This is a genomic window from Ectorhizobium quercum (genome assembly GCF_026552795.1).
GTDB lineage: Bacteria > Pseudomonadota > Alphaproteobacteria > Rhizobiales > Rhizobiaceae > Ectorhizobium > Ectorhizobium quercum.
In genome coordinates, this window is record NZ_JANFPI010000003.1 from 126,919 (window position 1) to 141,034 (window position 14,116).

Annotated in this window: 14 protein-coding genes; 6 read left to right on the forward strand and 8 right to left on the reverse strand. The window is 65.1% G+C overall.

All coding sequences use genetic code 11. The annotated features are described in order from the left end of the window. Positions 1–115: 115 nt before the first annotated feature. The 4 genes from NOF55_RS09190 (at position 116) to amyA (ending at position 5,364) form a co-directional block, all read left to right on the forward strand. Positions 116–1,297, forward strand: coding sequence for a cell surface protein (locus NOF55_RS09190; RefSeq protein ID WP_306411071.1), 1,182 nt, complete (start codon positions 116–118; stop codon positions 1,295–1,297). A gap of 16 nt (positions 1,298–1,313) precedes the next feature. Next, positions 1,314–2,255 carry a DUF6384 family protein gene (locus NOF55_RS09195; RefSeq protein WP_306411072.1) on the forward strand — a complete coding sequence of 314 codons (942 nt, stop codon included), beginning with the start codon at positions 1,314–1,316 and terminating at the stop codon, positions 2,253–2,255. 7 nt (positions 2,256–2,262) lie between these two features. Then, positions 2,263–3,660 (forward strand): coiled-coil domain-containing protein, encoded by a 1,398-nt coding sequence (locus NOF55_RS09200; RefSeq protein ID WP_306411073.1) that lies wholly within the window; start codon positions 2,263–2,265, stop codon positions 3,658–3,660. A 216-nt stretch (positions 3,661–3,876) separates the two neighbouring features. Further along, positions 3,877–5,364 carry an alpha-amylase gene (gene amyA, locus NOF55_RS09205; RefSeq protein WP_306411074.1) on the forward strand — a complete coding sequence of 496 codons (1,488 nt, stop codon included), beginning with the start codon at positions 3,877–3,879 and terminating at the stop codon, positions 5,362–5,364. A 24-nt stretch (positions 5,365–5,388) separates the two neighbouring features. Here the strand turns inward: amyA and NOF55_RS09210 are convergent, their stop codons facing one another. Both NOF55_RS09210 and NOF55_RS09215 read right to left on the reverse strand, forming a co-directional pair. Beyond that, complete coding sequence (locus NOF55_RS09210) at positions 5,389–6,420, reverse strand: L-idonate 5-dehydrogenase (protein ID WP_306411075.1); 1,032 nt, start codon at positions 6,418–6,420, stop codon at positions 5,389–5,391. Between the two features lie 12 nt (positions 6,421–6,432). Continuing rightward, positions 6,433–7,380 (reverse strand): 2-hydroxyacid dehydrogenase, encoded by a 948-nt coding sequence (locus NOF55_RS09215; RefSeq protein ID WP_306411076.1) that lies wholly within the window; start codon positions 7,378–7,380, stop codon positions 6,433–6,435. Between the two features lie 84 nt (positions 7,381–7,464). Here NOF55_RS09215 and NOF55_RS09220 point away from each other — a divergent pair, with 84 nt between their 5' ends. Both NOF55_RS09220 and NOF55_RS09225 read left to right on the forward strand, forming a co-directional pair. Continuing rightward, positions 7,465–8,220, forward strand: coding sequence for an SDR family oxidoreductase (locus NOF55_RS09220; protein ID WP_306411077.1), 756 nt, complete (start codon positions 7,465–7,467; stop codon positions 8,218–8,220). An 89-nt stretch (positions 8,221–8,309) separates the two neighbouring features. Then, a complete protein-coding gene (locus NOF55_RS09225; RefSeq protein ID WP_306411078.1) occupies positions 8,310–9,320 on the forward strand; it encodes a LacI family DNA-binding transcriptional regulator in 1,011 nt (336 codons plus the stop codon). Positions 9,321–9,399: 79 nt separating this feature from the next. Here NOF55_RS09225 and NOF55_RS09230 read toward each other — a convergent pair whose 3' ends face one another. The 6 genes from NOF55_RS09230 to NOF55_RS09255 form a co-directional block, all read right to left on the reverse strand. Then, the gene (locus NOF55_RS09230; RefSeq protein WP_306411079.1) at positions 9,400–10,074 is read right to left on the reverse strand and encodes a 4-carboxy-4-hydroxy-2-oxoadipate aldolase/oxaloacetate decarboxylase; all 675 of its coding nucleotides are present in this window, start codon (positions 10,072–10,074) and stop codon (positions 9,400–9,402) included. Positions 10,075–10,157: 83 nt separating this feature from the next. Beyond that, positions 10,158–10,994, reverse strand: coding sequence for an ABC transporter substrate-binding protein (locus NOF55_RS09235; protein ID WP_306411080.1), 837 nt, complete (start codon positions 10,992–10,994; stop codon positions 10,158–10,160). A 46-nt stretch (positions 10,995–11,040) separates the two neighbouring features. Further along, a complete protein-coding gene (locus NOF55_RS09240; protein ID WP_306411081.1) occupies positions 11,041–11,808 on the reverse strand; it encodes an amino acid ABC transporter ATP-binding protein in 768 nt (255 codons plus the stop codon). Then, positions 11,805–12,563 (reverse strand): amino acid ABC transporter permease, encoded by a 759-nt coding sequence (locus NOF55_RS09245; RefSeq protein WP_306411082.1) that lies wholly within the window; start codon positions 12,561–12,563, stop codon positions 11,805–11,807. The genes NOF55_RS09240 and NOF55_RS09245 overlap by 4 nt, the downstream gene beginning before the upstream one ends. Next, the gene (locus NOF55_RS09250; protein WP_306411083.1) at positions 12,563–13,267 is read right to left on the reverse strand and encodes an amino acid ABC transporter permease; all 705 of its coding nucleotides are present in this window, start codon (positions 13,265–13,267) and stop codon (positions 12,563–12,565) included. Before NOF55_RS09250 ends, NOF55_RS09245 begins: the two co-directional genes overlap by 1 nt. Continuing rightward, the gene (locus NOF55_RS09255; RefSeq protein ID WP_306411084.1) at positions 13,264–14,031 is read right to left on the reverse strand and encodes an SDR family oxidoreductase; all 768 of its coding nucleotides are present in this window, start codon (positions 14,029–14,031) and stop codon (positions 13,264–13,266) included. Before NOF55_RS09255 ends, NOF55_RS09250 begins: the two co-directional genes overlap by 4 nt. Between the last annotated feature and the right edge of the window lie 85 nt (positions 14,032–14,116).

Genomic DNA, 14,116 nt, shown 5'->3' on the forward strand with positions numbered 1-14,116 from the left:
AACCGCCTTTTTCTTTTCCGGCGGCACGGCCTCGACTTGATTCGGACCCGCGACACCCGTATCTCCTGCATGTATCGTGCCGATACCAGGGCCGCCATTTCGAAAGGAAACGCCGATGAATGAGGTCGTTGTCAAATCCCCGCTGCAATATCTCGACAAGGCGATGGGCACCTTGCGCGATCTCGGACTGGTGAAGGACAAGGCGGAGGAAGCGCCCATCGTCGGGCTTCTGGAAAAGATCGCCGACATCGAGCCGGAGAAGATCGCCGTCATCACCCGCACGCTCCAGCAGATGAGCATCTTCAACGAGGTGGTGCGCGAGCAGGTCGCGGAAATGTCGATCGGCCAGCGCTACGAGCAGATTTCCAAGGCCTTCGATTCCATTCGCGACGATGCCAAGCGCATGGTCGATCAGGTCGAGGACGGCAAGATCGACGTGTTCGAGCGCGCCACCAACGTCTGGATGAAGATTGCGCGCGGTGACATCGCGGCGCGTTTCGACGAGATCAAGGAAACCTATCTCGCCGTCTCGAAGGACACCAAGGCCAATATCGAGCGCGAACAGACCATTCTGGAAGCCTATCGCGACTTCCGCGGCGCCCTGAAGCACGGCGAGGTGGCGGCGCTGGAAATCCTGCAGGCCGCCGCAGCGAAACTGGAAGCGGCCAAGGCCGGGCTGGCGGCCGCGGCCGAGGCCGTGGCAAGCTTCCCGGAAGGGGGCGAGGTTGCCGAGCGCGCGCGCCTCGAACTGGTGCGCGACGAGCATCTGCGCCGGGTGCAGAACGAGGAAGGCCGCTATCAGGTGGCCAAGGATCTCGCCGACAACCTGACGATCAGCTACAACACCTCGGAAGTGGTGATGGCCCGCCTCGTGCAGACCACCAACGCCAAGGAGCGCGTCTATCAGCAGGCTGTCTCCTTCTTCTCCACCAATGAATCGGTGCTGACGGCGCTGAAGGCCTCCTTTACCGGCCTGTTCGGCCTGCACGAGGCGACCCGGACGCTGAACGAGATGAAGGAAGGCGTTTCGAAATCGCTCGAAGTGCTGGCCGAGATCGGCGGCAAGGTGCAGGAAGAGGCGCTGAAGGCCGGCTACGGCCCGACCGTGCGCGCCGACGCCGTGAAGAAGCTGGTCGACAGCGTGGTGAACTTCCAGACCCGCTCGGTCGAGATCATCGCCGAAATGCGCGAGCTTTCCACGAAGAACAGCGAGGAAATCCGCAATGCCGTCGAGGACGGCAAGAAGCGGATCGCCCGCCTTGCCCAGGAGGGCAATGCACTGGTGATCGAGGGCTGAGGACCGGTTCGCGACCATGAGCGAAAGCACCGCCGCCACGCCGCCCGCGCCCGCCCTGGACGAGCTGATGCTCGCGATGGACGTGGTCGACACGTTGCGCCATCAGGAAAGCGTGGCGGTGCGGGAGCTGGCGCAGGACGGCCGCGACGAAACGCTGAAGGAACGGCTTCGCCGCATCTATGAAAGCCAGGGCCTCGAGGTCTCCGACCGCATCCTCGACGAGGGCATCAAGGCGCTGAAGGAAAGCCGTTTCACCTACGAGCCGACGCCGCCGGGCCTTCCCCGGACGCTCGCCGGCCTGTGGGTGCGGCGGGCCTCCTACGGCAAGGCCTTCGGCGCGCTGGCGCTGGTGGCCGTGCTGTGGGGCGGATGGTCGGTCTGGCAGGACATCAGGGCCGGGCAGGCCGAGGAGGCCGCCCGTATCGAGCTGGCTGAAACCCTGCCCGCACAGATCGTCGCCGCCGCGAAGGCCGTACAGGCGGAAGCGCGCACCCCGGACGCGCGCGAGCGGCTGACCGAACTGCAAACCGATGCCGTCACGGCGCTGGAGCGGTCGGATGCGGGCGCGGCGCGCGCCGCCGTCGCCGGTCTCGAACGGCTGCGCGGCCAGCTCGTCCAGACCTACGAGCTGCGGATCGTCTCCCGGCAGGGCGAGCAGAGCGGCGTATACCGCATTCCCGACGTCAACACCGGCGCGCGCAATTATTACCTGATCGTCGAGGCCGTGACGCCGGAGGGACGCGTTCTGTCGATGCCAATCATCAACGAGGAGAACGGCCGGACCGAAACCGTTTCCAGATGGGGCGTCCGCGTGCCGGAACAGACATACGAGGCCGTGCGGCGCGACAAGGTGGATGACGGCATTCTCCAGAACGCCGTTCTGGCCACCAAACCGCGCGGGGCGCTCGTTCCGGTCTATTCCATGACCGTTTCCGGCGGCGCGATAACGCAATGGTAGGGCGACGATGATCAGCGTATTCGATGCCTTGAACTCCGTCGAACGTGCCGGCCGCGGCCTGCGGGACGACGAGGAGCGTCTGGACCGGATCGTTCGGACGGCGGAGGCGGAAACCGCCCGCCTTCGGGCCGAGCAGGCCGATCTCTTCCGCTCGCTTGCCCGCCTTCGCCTCGACGCGCTGCGGCAGGATCAGGTGATCGGGCCGCTCGACGAGGCCGAACGCCGGGCGCTGGCCGCACTCAAGGACCGGCAGGCCAGACTGGACGCCATCGCGACCCGCCGGCAGGGACTTGCCGACGAACTCTCCGCCGCCCGGGCCGTCCGGGAGGAAAAGACGCGCCGCCTGACGCAGGCGGCCGATGCGATCGCCGAGCGCCGCGAAGCCACGGAACGCCGCATGGCCGACGATCTCGGCTGGCAGGCGCAGGCCGCAAGGCTTTCCGGCATACAGGCGCAGGCCGACGCCGCCGAGGAAAAGGCACGGCAGGCCGAGACCGACCGCGACGAGAAATCGAAGCCCTATCTGGCGGACCCGCTGTTCGTCTATCTCTGGGAGCGCGGCTACGGCACCGCCGCCTACAAGGGCAGCTCCCTCGCCCGGCTCGGCGATAACTATGTGGCGCGTGTCGTCCAGTACGAGCCGGCCCGGCAGAATTATTTCACGCTGACGGAAATTCCGAAGCGCCTGCGCGAGCATGCCGACCGCCTGAAGGCCGAGGCGGCCGCCGAGGAGGCGAAGCTGACGGCCATCGAGCGCGAAGCGCTGGAAGCCGACGGCATCGTCGCTCTGGAGGCGGCCCATCGCGACGCGGAAGCCGCGCTGAAGGAAGCCGGGCAGGTCATTGCCGATCTGGAGACCGAAACCGGCAGGCTGGAAGAAGAGCATGGCGGGCTGGAAGGCGAGACGGGCCCCTGGGGCATGGGCGGCGTGCTCGGCGATCTTGCCGCTTCCATGCAGCGGGAGGACCTGCGTTCGCTTCTGCGCGAGGCGCTGGACACGCCGACGCCGGACGACGAACGCATCGTGCGGCGGCTCCAGTCGATCGAGGACGAACTGGCCACGCAGGTCCGTGCCGCCGACGAGGCGCGGAGCGCCATCGTCGAACTGGCCCGCAAGAAAGCCGAACTGGATCGCTCCCGCGACGAATTCCGCCGCTACGAACGGCAGGGCGGCGGATTTTCCAACGACAAGCTGATCGGCGACGTGCTGGGCGGCATCATCGGCGGCGTACTGTCTTCGCGCGAACTGCGCGATGCGCTGCGCAGCGGCTACAGGCCGGGTGGCAGCCGCGCCGGCCTGCCGTCACGCCCCGGCGGCGGCGTGTTCGGCGGCGGCTCGCGCGGCGGCGGAAGCTCCTCCGGTTCCAAGGGCGGCGGCGGCTTCCGGACGGGTGGCAGTTTCTAGAGTCACGGAATCGCCAAACCGCTCCACCTCCTTGTTTTCACGCATGTCCGGACGCAGGACCGCGCTTCGCGCTTTTGCCGGAAACGCTTCATGGTCGGGCCCTGTCGCCATCCGCCGCGAACAATCGTCCGACCATACATGCAGCGCTGCAACCTTTTCTGGCCTGCCCCGTTTCTTCCGGCAGTTCGACAATCCGCGTTCCCACAGGGGTGACATATGGCCGGCCGCACGCTGCTTCAGTTTTTCCACTGGTACTATCCCGATGGCGGGCGACTATGGCAGGAAGTGGCGGAAAAGGCCGAAAGTCTGGCCGCGATGGGCATCACCGACGTCTGGCTGCCACCCGCCGGCAAAGGCGCTTCCGGCGGTTACTCGGTCGGATACGATGCCTACGATCTGTTCGATCTCGGCGAGTTCGAACAGAAGGGCAGCGTCGCCACCAAATATGGCGACCGAGCCGCGCTGGAACATGCCGCCGCCACCCTGCGCTCGAACGGCCTGCGGGTGATCCACGACGTGGTCTTCAATCACAAGATGGGAGCCGACGAGAAGGAACGGGTGCGGGTGCGCCGCGTCAATCCCGACGACCGGACGGAGATCGACGACGAGACGTTCGAAGCGCTCGCCTATACACGGTTCGATTTTCCAGGGCGGCAGGGCAAGCATTCGCAATTCGTCTGGGACGCGAAGTGCTTCAGCGGCGTCGATCACATCGAGGACCCCGACGAGAACGGCATCTTTCGCCTGGTCAACGAATATGGAGACGGCGAATGGAACACCGAGGTCGATGAGGAGAACGGCAATTTCGACTATCTCATGGGCGCCGATGTCGAATTCCGCAACCGGGCCGTCTACGAGGAGCTGAAATTCTGGGGCCGCTGGATGGCCGAGCAGGTTCCCGTTGACGGTTTTCGCCTGGATGCGGCCAAGCATATTCCCGCCTGGTTCTTCCGCGACTGGGTCGGCCATATGCGCGACACGGTCAGCCGCGAGCTTTTCGTCGTGGCCGAATACTGGCATCCGGACATGGATGCGCTGAAGACCTATCTCGATCTGGTCGACCAGCAGCTCATGCTTTTCGACGTCGCCCTGCACCACCGGTTCCACGATGCGGCGCGCGAGGGCGCCGGTTTCGACCTGCGGACGATCTTCGACGGCTCTCTGGTGTCCGCCGTGCCGGACCACGCCGTGACGCTGGTGGACAATCACGACACGCAGCCGCTGCAATCGCTGGAAGCGCCGGTGGAGCCCTGGTTCAAGTCGCTGGCCTATGCGCTCATCCTGCTGCGCGAACAGGGCGTCCCTTGCGTCTTCTACCCGGATCTTTACGGAGCCAGCTACACCGATACCGGCGGCGACGGCGGCGAACACACAATCGACATGCCGGCCATCGCCTGCCTGCCGAAGCTGATCGAGGCGCGCCGGCGTTTCGCCAACGGCCCGCAAACCGACCTGTTCGACGACCCGGATTGCATCGCCTTCGTCCGCCACGGCACGGAAGACCATCCGGGCTGCGTCGTCGTGCTGACGAACGGCGCCGAGACGGCCAAGCCCGTGGAACTGGGCGCCGGGCAGGCGCACACGACGTTCCGCGATTTCCTCGAACACCGCGCCGACGAGATCACGACCGACGACGCGGGCCGGGCGGATTTCCCGGTCGGCGGCGGCAGCGTCAGCGTCTGGGTGCGCACGGATGCGCTCTGACGCCGCGCAACTTCTGAGTATACACTAGAAGGCGAGTTGCACCTTCATCGAGCGGTTGCGGTCGCCGGCAGCCTCGAAGGCGGCCACCGCGTCCTCCAGCGGAAACACGCCGGTCAGCAGCGGCGTCAGGTCGACCCGACCGCGATTGATGAGATCGACGGCCAGCCCGAATTCCTCGTGGAAGCGGAACGTGCCCTTCATCTCGATTTCCTTCGCAACCACCATGTTCTGCGGGATCGCGACGTCGCCGCCGAGCCCGAGCTGCACGAGAACGGATCGCGGACGCAGAACCTCGAGGCCGGAACGCACGGCGCGCTCGTTGCCGGAGGCTTCGAACTGAACGTCGAAATAGCCCTTGCCCGCGGAATAGGCTGCGAGCTGCTCCGGGTTGGCGGCGACGTCGATAACGCGGTCGGCGCCGACGGCAAGGGCCTTTTCCAGCACGGCGCCCATCACATCGGTCGCGACGATCTCGCGCGCACCGGCGGCACGGGCGGCGATGATCGCAAGCGCGCCGATCGGGCCGCAACCGCTGACCAGCACCCGCTTGCCGAGCAGGGAGCCGGCTCGCGCCACCGCATGCAGCGTCACCGCGAAGGGTTCGGCCATCGCCGCCTCATGGATCGACACGCCCGTCTCCACCCTGTGGCACTGCCATTCCTCCGCGACGAGACGCTGGCGGAACGCTCCCTGGATGTGGGGCATGGGCATGGCGCTGCCGTAGAAGCGCATGTTCAGGCAATGATTCTGCTCGCCCCTCAGGCAATAGTCGCAGGCATTGCACGGGCGGCTCGGCGACACCGCCACGCGGTCGCCCACGGCCAGATGCGAAACGCCGGCGCCGAGCGCCGCGACCCTGCCCGCCACCTCGTGACCGAGGATCATCGGCTCGCGCAAGCGCACCGTGCCGAAACCGCCATGATTGTAATAATGCAGGTCGGACCCGCAGATCCCGCCCGCCTCGATGGCGACCTCGACCTGTCCGAGACCGGGCGGCTCGACGTCCCGCTCCTCGATGCGAAGATCCTTCGCGGCATGAATGACGACGGCTTTCATGGTCTCATCTCCTCACAATACGGACGTCGGAAGGGCCGACCCGGCGAAATGGGCGGTCAGATTGTCGCGAACGAGCCGGCCCATCGCCTTGCGCGTTTCCACCGTGCCGGAAGCGTGGTGCGGCTGAAGCAGGACGTTTTCCAGCGTCAGGAAGCGGGGATCGAGCTTCGGCTCGCCTTCGAACACGTCGAGCGCGGCAGACCCCAGCGCACCGCTTTCCAGCGCATCGACAAGCGCGTCCTCATCGATGTTCGAAGCGCGGGAAATGTTGATGAGCATGCCCTCCGGCCCGAGCGCGGCGATCACCTCCTTCGAGACAACGTGACGCGTAACGGCCGACGCGGCCAACGTGACGAACAGGAAATCGGACCGTTCGGCGAGCGCAACGGGATCGGCAATGAAAGTCATGCCTTCAGCATAGGGCTTTTCCACCACGTCGCTGTAGGCGATATCCATATCGAAGCCGCGCAGGCGCTTCGCCACTTCGAAACCGATGCGGCCGAGACCGAGCACGCCGGCCCTGCGGCCCCAGACGCGGCGCTTCAGCGGATAAAGACCCTTTTCCGCCCAGCTTCCGTCCCTCACCCAGCGTTCGGCCCCGACCATGCCACGCGACTGGCACAGCATCATCGCCACGCCGAGATCGGCGACGTCGCCGGTCAGGACGTCTGGGGTGTTGGTCACGCGGATGCTGCGCTCCCGGCAGGCGTCGAGATCCACCGCATCGTAGCCGACCCCGTAGACGGAGACGATTTCGAGATTGGGGCAGGCCGTAATCATTTCGCGGCTCGCACCCAGTTCCCCGCGCGTGGCGATGCCGCGGATCGATGAGCCGACCTGCTTCAGAAAGGCCGTCTTGTTCTCAACCTCGAAATACCGGTGCACGGCGAAGGCCTCGTCGAGGGGTTCCTGATCCCAGGCGGGATAGGGGCCGATCTGAAGAATATCCGGCTTTTTCAACTCTAAGTCTCCGTCCTTGACATTATATGTTATCGATAACATAAAAGACGCGACTTTTCCTGTCGAGAGCAAGACGAGAGAACTATGGGTACCCAATTATTCGATCTGACCGGCCGGCGCGCGCTCGTCACCGGTTCGTCGCAGGGCATCGGCCGGGCATTGGCGCGCGGCCTGAAGGAAGCCGGCGCCGCCGTCGTCCTCAACGGGCGCGACGAGACGAAACTCCGCAAGGCTGCGGACGCGCTGGGCGACGTGCATGTGCTGGCCTTCGACGTGACCGATCATGCCGCCACCCGCGCCGCCATCGACGGTTTCGAGGCCGAGGTCGGCCCCATCGACATTCTCGTCAACAATGCCGGCATGCAGCACCGCACGCCGCTCGAGGATTTTCCCGCCGACGCGTTCGAACGGCTCCTGCGCACCAACATCTCCTCGGTGTTCAACGCCGGGCAGGCGGTGGCCCGCCACATGATCGCGCGCGGTGCGGGCAAGATCATCAACATCGCCAGCGTGCAGACGGCGCTCGCCCGCCCCGGCATCGCGCCCTACACGGCGACGAAGGGGGCCGTCGGCAACCTGACGAAGGGCATGGCGACGGACTGGGCGAAATACGGGCTACAGTGCAACGCCATCGCCCCCGGCTACTTCGATACGCCGCTCAATGCCGCGCTGGTCGACGATCCCGCCTTTTCCGCCTGGCTCGAAAAGCGCACGCCGGCCGGTCGCTGGGGCAAGGTGGAGGAACTGGTCGGCGCCTGCATCTTCCTGTCCTCCGCGGCATCCTCCTTCGTGAACGGGCACGTTCTCTACGTCGACGGCGGGATCACGGCCAGCCTGTGAATCCGGCAGCGTCGGAGGGGCGCGCCTGCTTGCCAAACCCGGCGCGCGGATTGTAATGCCAAGCGTCGACAATCCCGGAGGCGTGTTCCATGACGAGCCGAAAACCGCCGGTCATGGCGGACATAGCCCGCATCGCCGGCGTCTCGTCCATGACGGTTTCGCGCGCCTTCCGGCGCGACAGCCGCATCAGCCCCGAAACCCGCGATGCGATCCTGAAGGTGGCGGAGGAGATGGGCTACGTCTTCGACGCGACGGCATCGAACCTGCGCTCGCAGAAAACGGATTTCGTCGCGGTCACGATCCCCTCGCTCAACAACGCCAACTTCGCCGACACAGTCGAGGGGCTGAGCCGCACGCTCGCGGAGCGCGGCATGCAGATCCTTCTCGGCCACACGAATTACGACATGCAGGCGGAAGAACAGCTCATCGGGCAATTGCTGCGGCGCAAACCGCAGGCCATCGTGCTGACCGGTGGCAAGCACACCGAACGCGGCCGCCGACTGCTCGTCAATTCCGGCATTCCGGTGATCGAGACCTGGGACGTTCCGGCCGACCCCATCGGCTATCATGTCGGCTTTTCGAATGCCGGCGCCGTGCAGCGCATGGTCGATCATTTCGTCGAGGCCGGCTATCGCCGCATCGCCTTCATCGGCGGAGACGCCAGCCGCGACACGCGCGGCGAGGACCGCCGCCTCGGCTTCATCCGGGCGATGGAACACCACGGGCTGGCTTCCTCCCGCCTGATCGCGGCCGGCCCGCCGCCCATTTCCATGCGCGAAGGCGCGAGCGCCATGATCAAGCTTCTGGAAACGCGGCCGGACACCGAAGCGGTGATCTGCGTCTCCGACCTTTCCGCCTTCGGCGCCCTGACGGAATGCCAGCGGCGCGGCATCGCCGTGCCGGAGCAGATCGCCATCGCCGGTTTCGGCAATTACGAGATCGCCGGAATCTGCGTGCCGTCGCTGACAACCATCGATGCCCGTGCCCGCGAGATCGGCGAGCATGCAGGCGCGCTCGTTCTCGATCTGCTCGACGGAAAGCGGCCGGCCGCCAGCGTTACGCTGGAGCCGCGCCTCTTGCGTCGCGCCAGCAGCCGATAGAGCGGCTCATATCCGGTCGGAACCGGGCAGCCACCCCATCTCTTCGTTTCGTCGCATTCGCGCGACGCCAGATGATTTCTCATTCCTCGACGACCAGCCCCTTGGCCTTCAGCACGGCTTCGAGCTTGCTGACCTCGACGACCGACTTGCCGGCCTTGTAGGCCGCAATATAGCCGGCCTCGGCATCCTCGCGCTCCTGGGACAGGCGGGCCACCTCCAGCGCCTCCTCGCGGCGAACGACGACCAGTCCGTCGGCATCGCCGACCACGATGTCGCCGGGATGGATCAGTTCGCCGCCGACCACGATGGAATCGTTGGTCGAGGTCAGCGTTTCCTTCACCGTGCCCTTGATGCAGAGGCTGAGCGAGAAGACCGGGAAGCCGAGTTCGCGCAATTGCAGCGAGTCGCGCACGCCGCTGTCCGTCACCAGCCCGCCGATACCCTTGGCGAGGCAGGCATTGGCGAGAACGTCGCCGAAGGAGCCGGCTTCCTCGTATTCGCCGGCCGAGACGACGATGATGTCGCCCGGCTGGGCATAATTGATGGCAAGCTGCAACATGATGTTGTCGCGCGGCGCACAGCGCACCGTGAAGGCCGGCCCGCACAGTTTCATGCGATAGTCGACCGGCTTGATGCGCGACGACAGGGCACCTCTGCGGCCCTGCGCCTCGTGGATCGTGGCCGGCGAGAAGCGGGCCAGCGCATCGATCTCGGCCTGCGACGGCCGGAACGGCATTTTCTTGATATGGGTCATGTTTCCTCCCACGGTCGTCTGCGGCGGGCACTGTGCCCGCCGACCGTTTGCCTGATGATTTCGAAAAGGACGTTCGTTTCCGGTCAGGGAATCGGATCGAATTCCAGTTCGGACAGCGACACGACCTTGTCGGTGCGGGTCATCTTGTATTCGGTGTCCTCGCCGAGCCACTTGTCCCAGATCTGGTTCAGTTCGCCCGACGTATCGAGCTTGCGTAGGATCTCGTTCACTTTCGTCGTCAGCGCCGGCTCGTCCTTCGCCATGCCGACGCCGATCGGCTGGTAGAGCATGGGTTCGGGGATCATGCGCATCTCCTTGCCCTTGGTCTTCGATTCGTTGACCAGCTTGGTGGTCGTCATCGTGTTGGCGACCATGCCGCGGGCCTTGCCCTGCTGCACGGCGAGATAGGCCGACGCCGTATCCTGGAAGGTCAGCGGTTCGGACTTGTTGAGCTTGATCGACATTTCGGAGGTCGAGCCCTTGGTGGAGGCCACGCGCTGGCCGACATAATCGGCCTTGGTCTGGCCGGCATCGTCGGCGGGTACGATCAGCATTTCCTTGGCGAGATAATAAGGATCGCTGAACTCGATCTGTTCGGCGCGGCCCTGGGTGTAGGCGAGGTTGGCGACGGTGATGTCCACCCGGCCGAGCTTGACTTCCGGAACGCGGGCTTCGACCGACACCGGCTTGATTTCCACCCTGACGCCCAGTTCCTTGGCGATGGCGCCGCACAGATCGACGTCGAAGCCGACCATCTCGCGGGTCTTCGGATCGGGCGCGGCAAACGGCGGCACGTCGGCGAAAGTTGCGCAACGCAGCACCTTGTTCGCCATGATGGTGTCGAGGACATCGGCTTTCGCCTGGGTGGACAGCGCTGCTCCTGCCAGCATGGCACCGAGAATGATATGTTTGCACTTCATGACTGTTCTCCTTCGTTCTGGTTGATTGGCTGCATGTTGATGACGATCAGTGACGCAGGTCCGCCAGGAACCGCTGCGCACGGGGATGTTTCGGATTGCGGAAGAAGTCCTCCGGGGTCGCCTCCTCGATGATCTCGCCGGCATCGATGAACCAGATGCGGTCGGCGACATCGCGGGCGAAGCCCATTTCATGGGTCACGCACATCATGGTCATGCCGTCGGCGGCGAGCGACTTCATGACGTTCAGCACCTCGCCCACCATCTCCGGGTCGAGCGCGCTCGTCGGCTCGTCGAACAGCATGACCGGCGGCTCCATCGCCAGCGCCCGGGCGATCGCCACGCGCTGCTGCTGGCCGCCCGAGAGCTGGCCCGGATAGGAAAAGGCCTTCTCCGCAAGGCCGACGCGGTCGAGAAGCTTCAGCGCCTTGTCGTGCGCCTCGGCCGGGTTCACCCCCTTGACGCGCACGGGCGACATCGCGACGTTATCGACCGCCGACAGATGCGGAAACAGGTTGAAGTTCTGGAAGACGAAACCGATACGGCTGCGCAGGCGGTTGAGCGCCCGCCCGCCCATCGGCGCGTGAATGTCCTGCCCCTCGAAGAAGATCGAGCCGCTGTTGATCTCCTCCAGCCGGTTGACGGTGCGGATCAGCGTCGACTTTCCCGAACCGGACGGGCCGCAGATGACCACCACCTCGCCGCGGGCGACCGATGCGTCGATTCCCTTGAGAACCGGATAGTCGCCATAGCTCTTGCAGACATTCGAAAGCCGGATCGCCTGCTCGGTCCCGGATGTTTCGTTCGAGGCGGTCATGGCTGCTCCGTCGCATTGGAAGTGAGAGGAAGAGGGGCGGCATTGCGGCGCGGACCGAGCCCGGCCCGGCGACGGGTGATGCGCCGCTCCACGAAATTGGTCAGCCAGGTGAGCGACCAGCACAGCACGTAGTAGGTCATCGCCAGAATCAGGAAGACCTGGAACGGCTGCGTCAGGAGCATGTTGTTGACCTGGTTCGCCGCGAAGGTGAGATCCGGCACGTTGATGACGTAGCCCAGCGTCGTGTCCTTGATCGTCGCCACGAAGGTCGAGAGCATGCTGGGGATCATGTTGTAGAGCGCCTGCGGCAGAATGACGAAGCGCATGGCCCCGAAATAGCCGTGGCCGAGGGCGCGGGCCGCATCCATCTGGCCCTGGCCGAGGGCGACGATGCCTCCCCGGACGACCTCGCTGAGAAAGGCGCCCTGATAGATCACCAGCGTTATCAGCATGGTGAAGAAGCTCGGCACGTCGGCACCGGTGAGCAGCGGCACGAGGAAGTAGCACCACAGCACCAGCATCAGCAGCGGCACGCCGCGCGTCACATAGACGAGCACCGTCGCCGGCCAGCGCACCAGCCGGAACTTGGACAGGCGGGCGAAGGCAAGCAGGATGGAGAAGGGAAAAGCCAGCACGATGGCGAGCGCGGACAGGATCAGCGTGTTGACGAGACCGCCTAGCGGGCCGTTCGGATATTGACCGATGAGCAGCAGAAGCCAGTATTCGTCGATGATGGAAATCATGTCGAAGATCATCACCGGCCTCCATGCGCCGGATCGGCGCGCCAGGTCAGATAGGCGCCGAAGCCCATGATGATCAGTGAGAAAAACAGGTAGAGCACCGTGCCCACGAGGTAGATCTCGAAGGTCCGGAAGCTCAGGTTCTCGATCTCCTTGACCGCATGGCTGAGTTCCGGAGCGCCGATCACGATGGCAAGGCTGCTGTTCTTGAAGAGCGAAACGCTGTGGTTGATCAGGGCCGGCAAGGCATTGCGCACGCCCTGCGGCACCAGCACGAAACGCATGGCGGAAATGTAGCCGTGGCCGAGCGCCCGCGCGGCCTCCATCTGGCCGGGGCTGACCGAACGCAGGCCGGAGCGCAGGTCCTCGCTGAAATAGGCCGCCTGACAGAGCCCGAGACCGATGACCGCGAACATCATCTCGGCGGAATGCATCGACAGCCAGGCGGAAACGGCGTCCGGCAGGATCGTGTAGATGCCGAAATACCAGAGCATGAGTTGCACCAGCGTCGGCACGTTGCGGTGATAGGACACGTAGGCCGCGACGACGGCATTGCCGATGCGCCCCGGCGAGAAGCGGATTGCCAGCAGCACGATGGCGAGGCTCATCGCCAGCAGCCAGGAGCCGATGGCGATGATGAAGGTCATCTCGATGCCATGCAGCAGCATGCCCACATATTCAGGATTGCCGAGAATGGCGCCGAGATCGAAACCTTTCACGACCGCCCCTCCCCCAAGCCGCCGGGCTGCGGCCGCGCCGTCTGGAGACCGCCCATCACCTGAAGAGTCGGCGTGATCTCCATATGGCCGATATTGACGGCGACCGGCGCGGCGATGGCGAAGGCGATGGCTTCCGCGATGTCTGCGGCCTGCGGCAGTTCGAAACCGTCGATGAAGCGCTCGCGGATCGAGGGATCGTCGCCGTGGACATGGTTGAAAATGTCGGTCGCCACGCGGCCCGGGCAGATCTCCGTCACCCGCACGCGCTTGCCGAACGTGTCGATGCGCAACTGGTTGGACAGCATGCTGACGGCGGCCTTGGTGGCGTGGTAGGTGGAATTGCCGCCGAAATTGTAGAGACCCGCGATCGAGGAGATGTTGACGACATGGCCGCGGTCGCGCGCCGCCATGCCGGGCACGATCAGCCGGCAGAGATGCAGCACCGCCCGCAGGTTGACGTCCACGAGAAGATCGATATCGCCGTCCTCGGCCTCGAGGAATTTCTTCGGGCGGTCGACGCCGGCATTGTTGACCAGAATGTCGAACTCGACCCGGCCGGCCAGCGCCGCCAGGGCGTCGCGGTCGGTGACGTCGATGACGTGGGGAATGCAGCCTGTCCGTGCCGCAAGCTCTTCCAGCGCGCTGGCGCTGCGGGCGACGGCATGCACCTCGATGTTCTCGCGGCGAAACCGCTCCACGATCGCAGCGCCGATGCCCCCGGATGCACCGGTCACAAGAGCCGTTTTATAATCGGAAAAAGACATTCTCACCTATCCCCTTATCGTTGACAGGCAGCTTAGCGAAGCTTTCCGCTTCTGCCTAAGACGGATTGAATCTGGATGGATAAGG

Coding starts and splice junctions, on each gene's coding strand:
- NOF55_RS09190 (WP_306411071.1), top strand. CDS start 116: ATGAATGAGGTCGTTGTCAAATCCCCGCTGCAATATCTCGACAAGGCG.
- amyA (WP_306411074.1), top strand. CDS start 3,877: ATGGCCGGCCGCACGCTGCTTCAGTTTTTCCACTGGTACTATCCCGAT.
- NOF55_RS09240 (WP_306411081.1), bottom strand. CDS start 11,808: ATGACCGCCTCGAACGAAACATCCGGGACCGAGCAGGCGATCCGGCTT.
- NOF55_RS09195 (WP_306411072.1), top strand. CDS start 1,314: ATGAGCGAAAGCACCGCCGCCACGCCGCCCGCGCCCGCCCTGGACGAG.
- NOF55_RS09210 (WP_306411075.1), bottom strand. CDS start 6,420: ATGAAAGCCGTCGTCATTCATGCCGCGAAGGATCTTCGCATCGAGGAG.
- NOF55_RS09230 (WP_306411079.1), bottom strand. CDS start 10,074: ATGACCCATATCAAGAAAATGCCGTTCCGGCCGTCGCAGGCCGAGATC.
- NOF55_RS09200 (WP_306411073.1), top strand. CDS start 2,263: ATGATCAGCGTATTCGATGCCTTGAACTCCGTCGAACGTGCCGGCCGC.
- NOF55_RS09220 (WP_306411077.1), top strand. CDS start 7,465: ATGGGTACCCAATTATTCGATCTGACCGGCCGGCGCGCGCTCGTCACC.
- NOF55_RS09225 (WP_306411078.1), top strand. CDS start 8,310: ATGACGAGCCGAAAACCGCCGGTCATGGCGGACATAGCCCGCATCGCC.
- NOF55_RS09255 (WP_306411084.1), bottom strand. CDS start 14,031: ATGTCTTTTTCCGATTATAAAACGGCTCTTGTGACCGGTGCATCCGGG.
- NOF55_RS09235 (WP_306411080.1), bottom strand. CDS start 10,994: ATGAAGTGCAAACATATCATTCTCGGTGCCATGCTGGCAGGAGCAGCG.
- NOF55_RS09245 (WP_306411082.1), bottom strand. CDS start 12,563: ATGATCTTCGACATGATTTCCATCATCGACGAATACTGGCTTCTGCTG.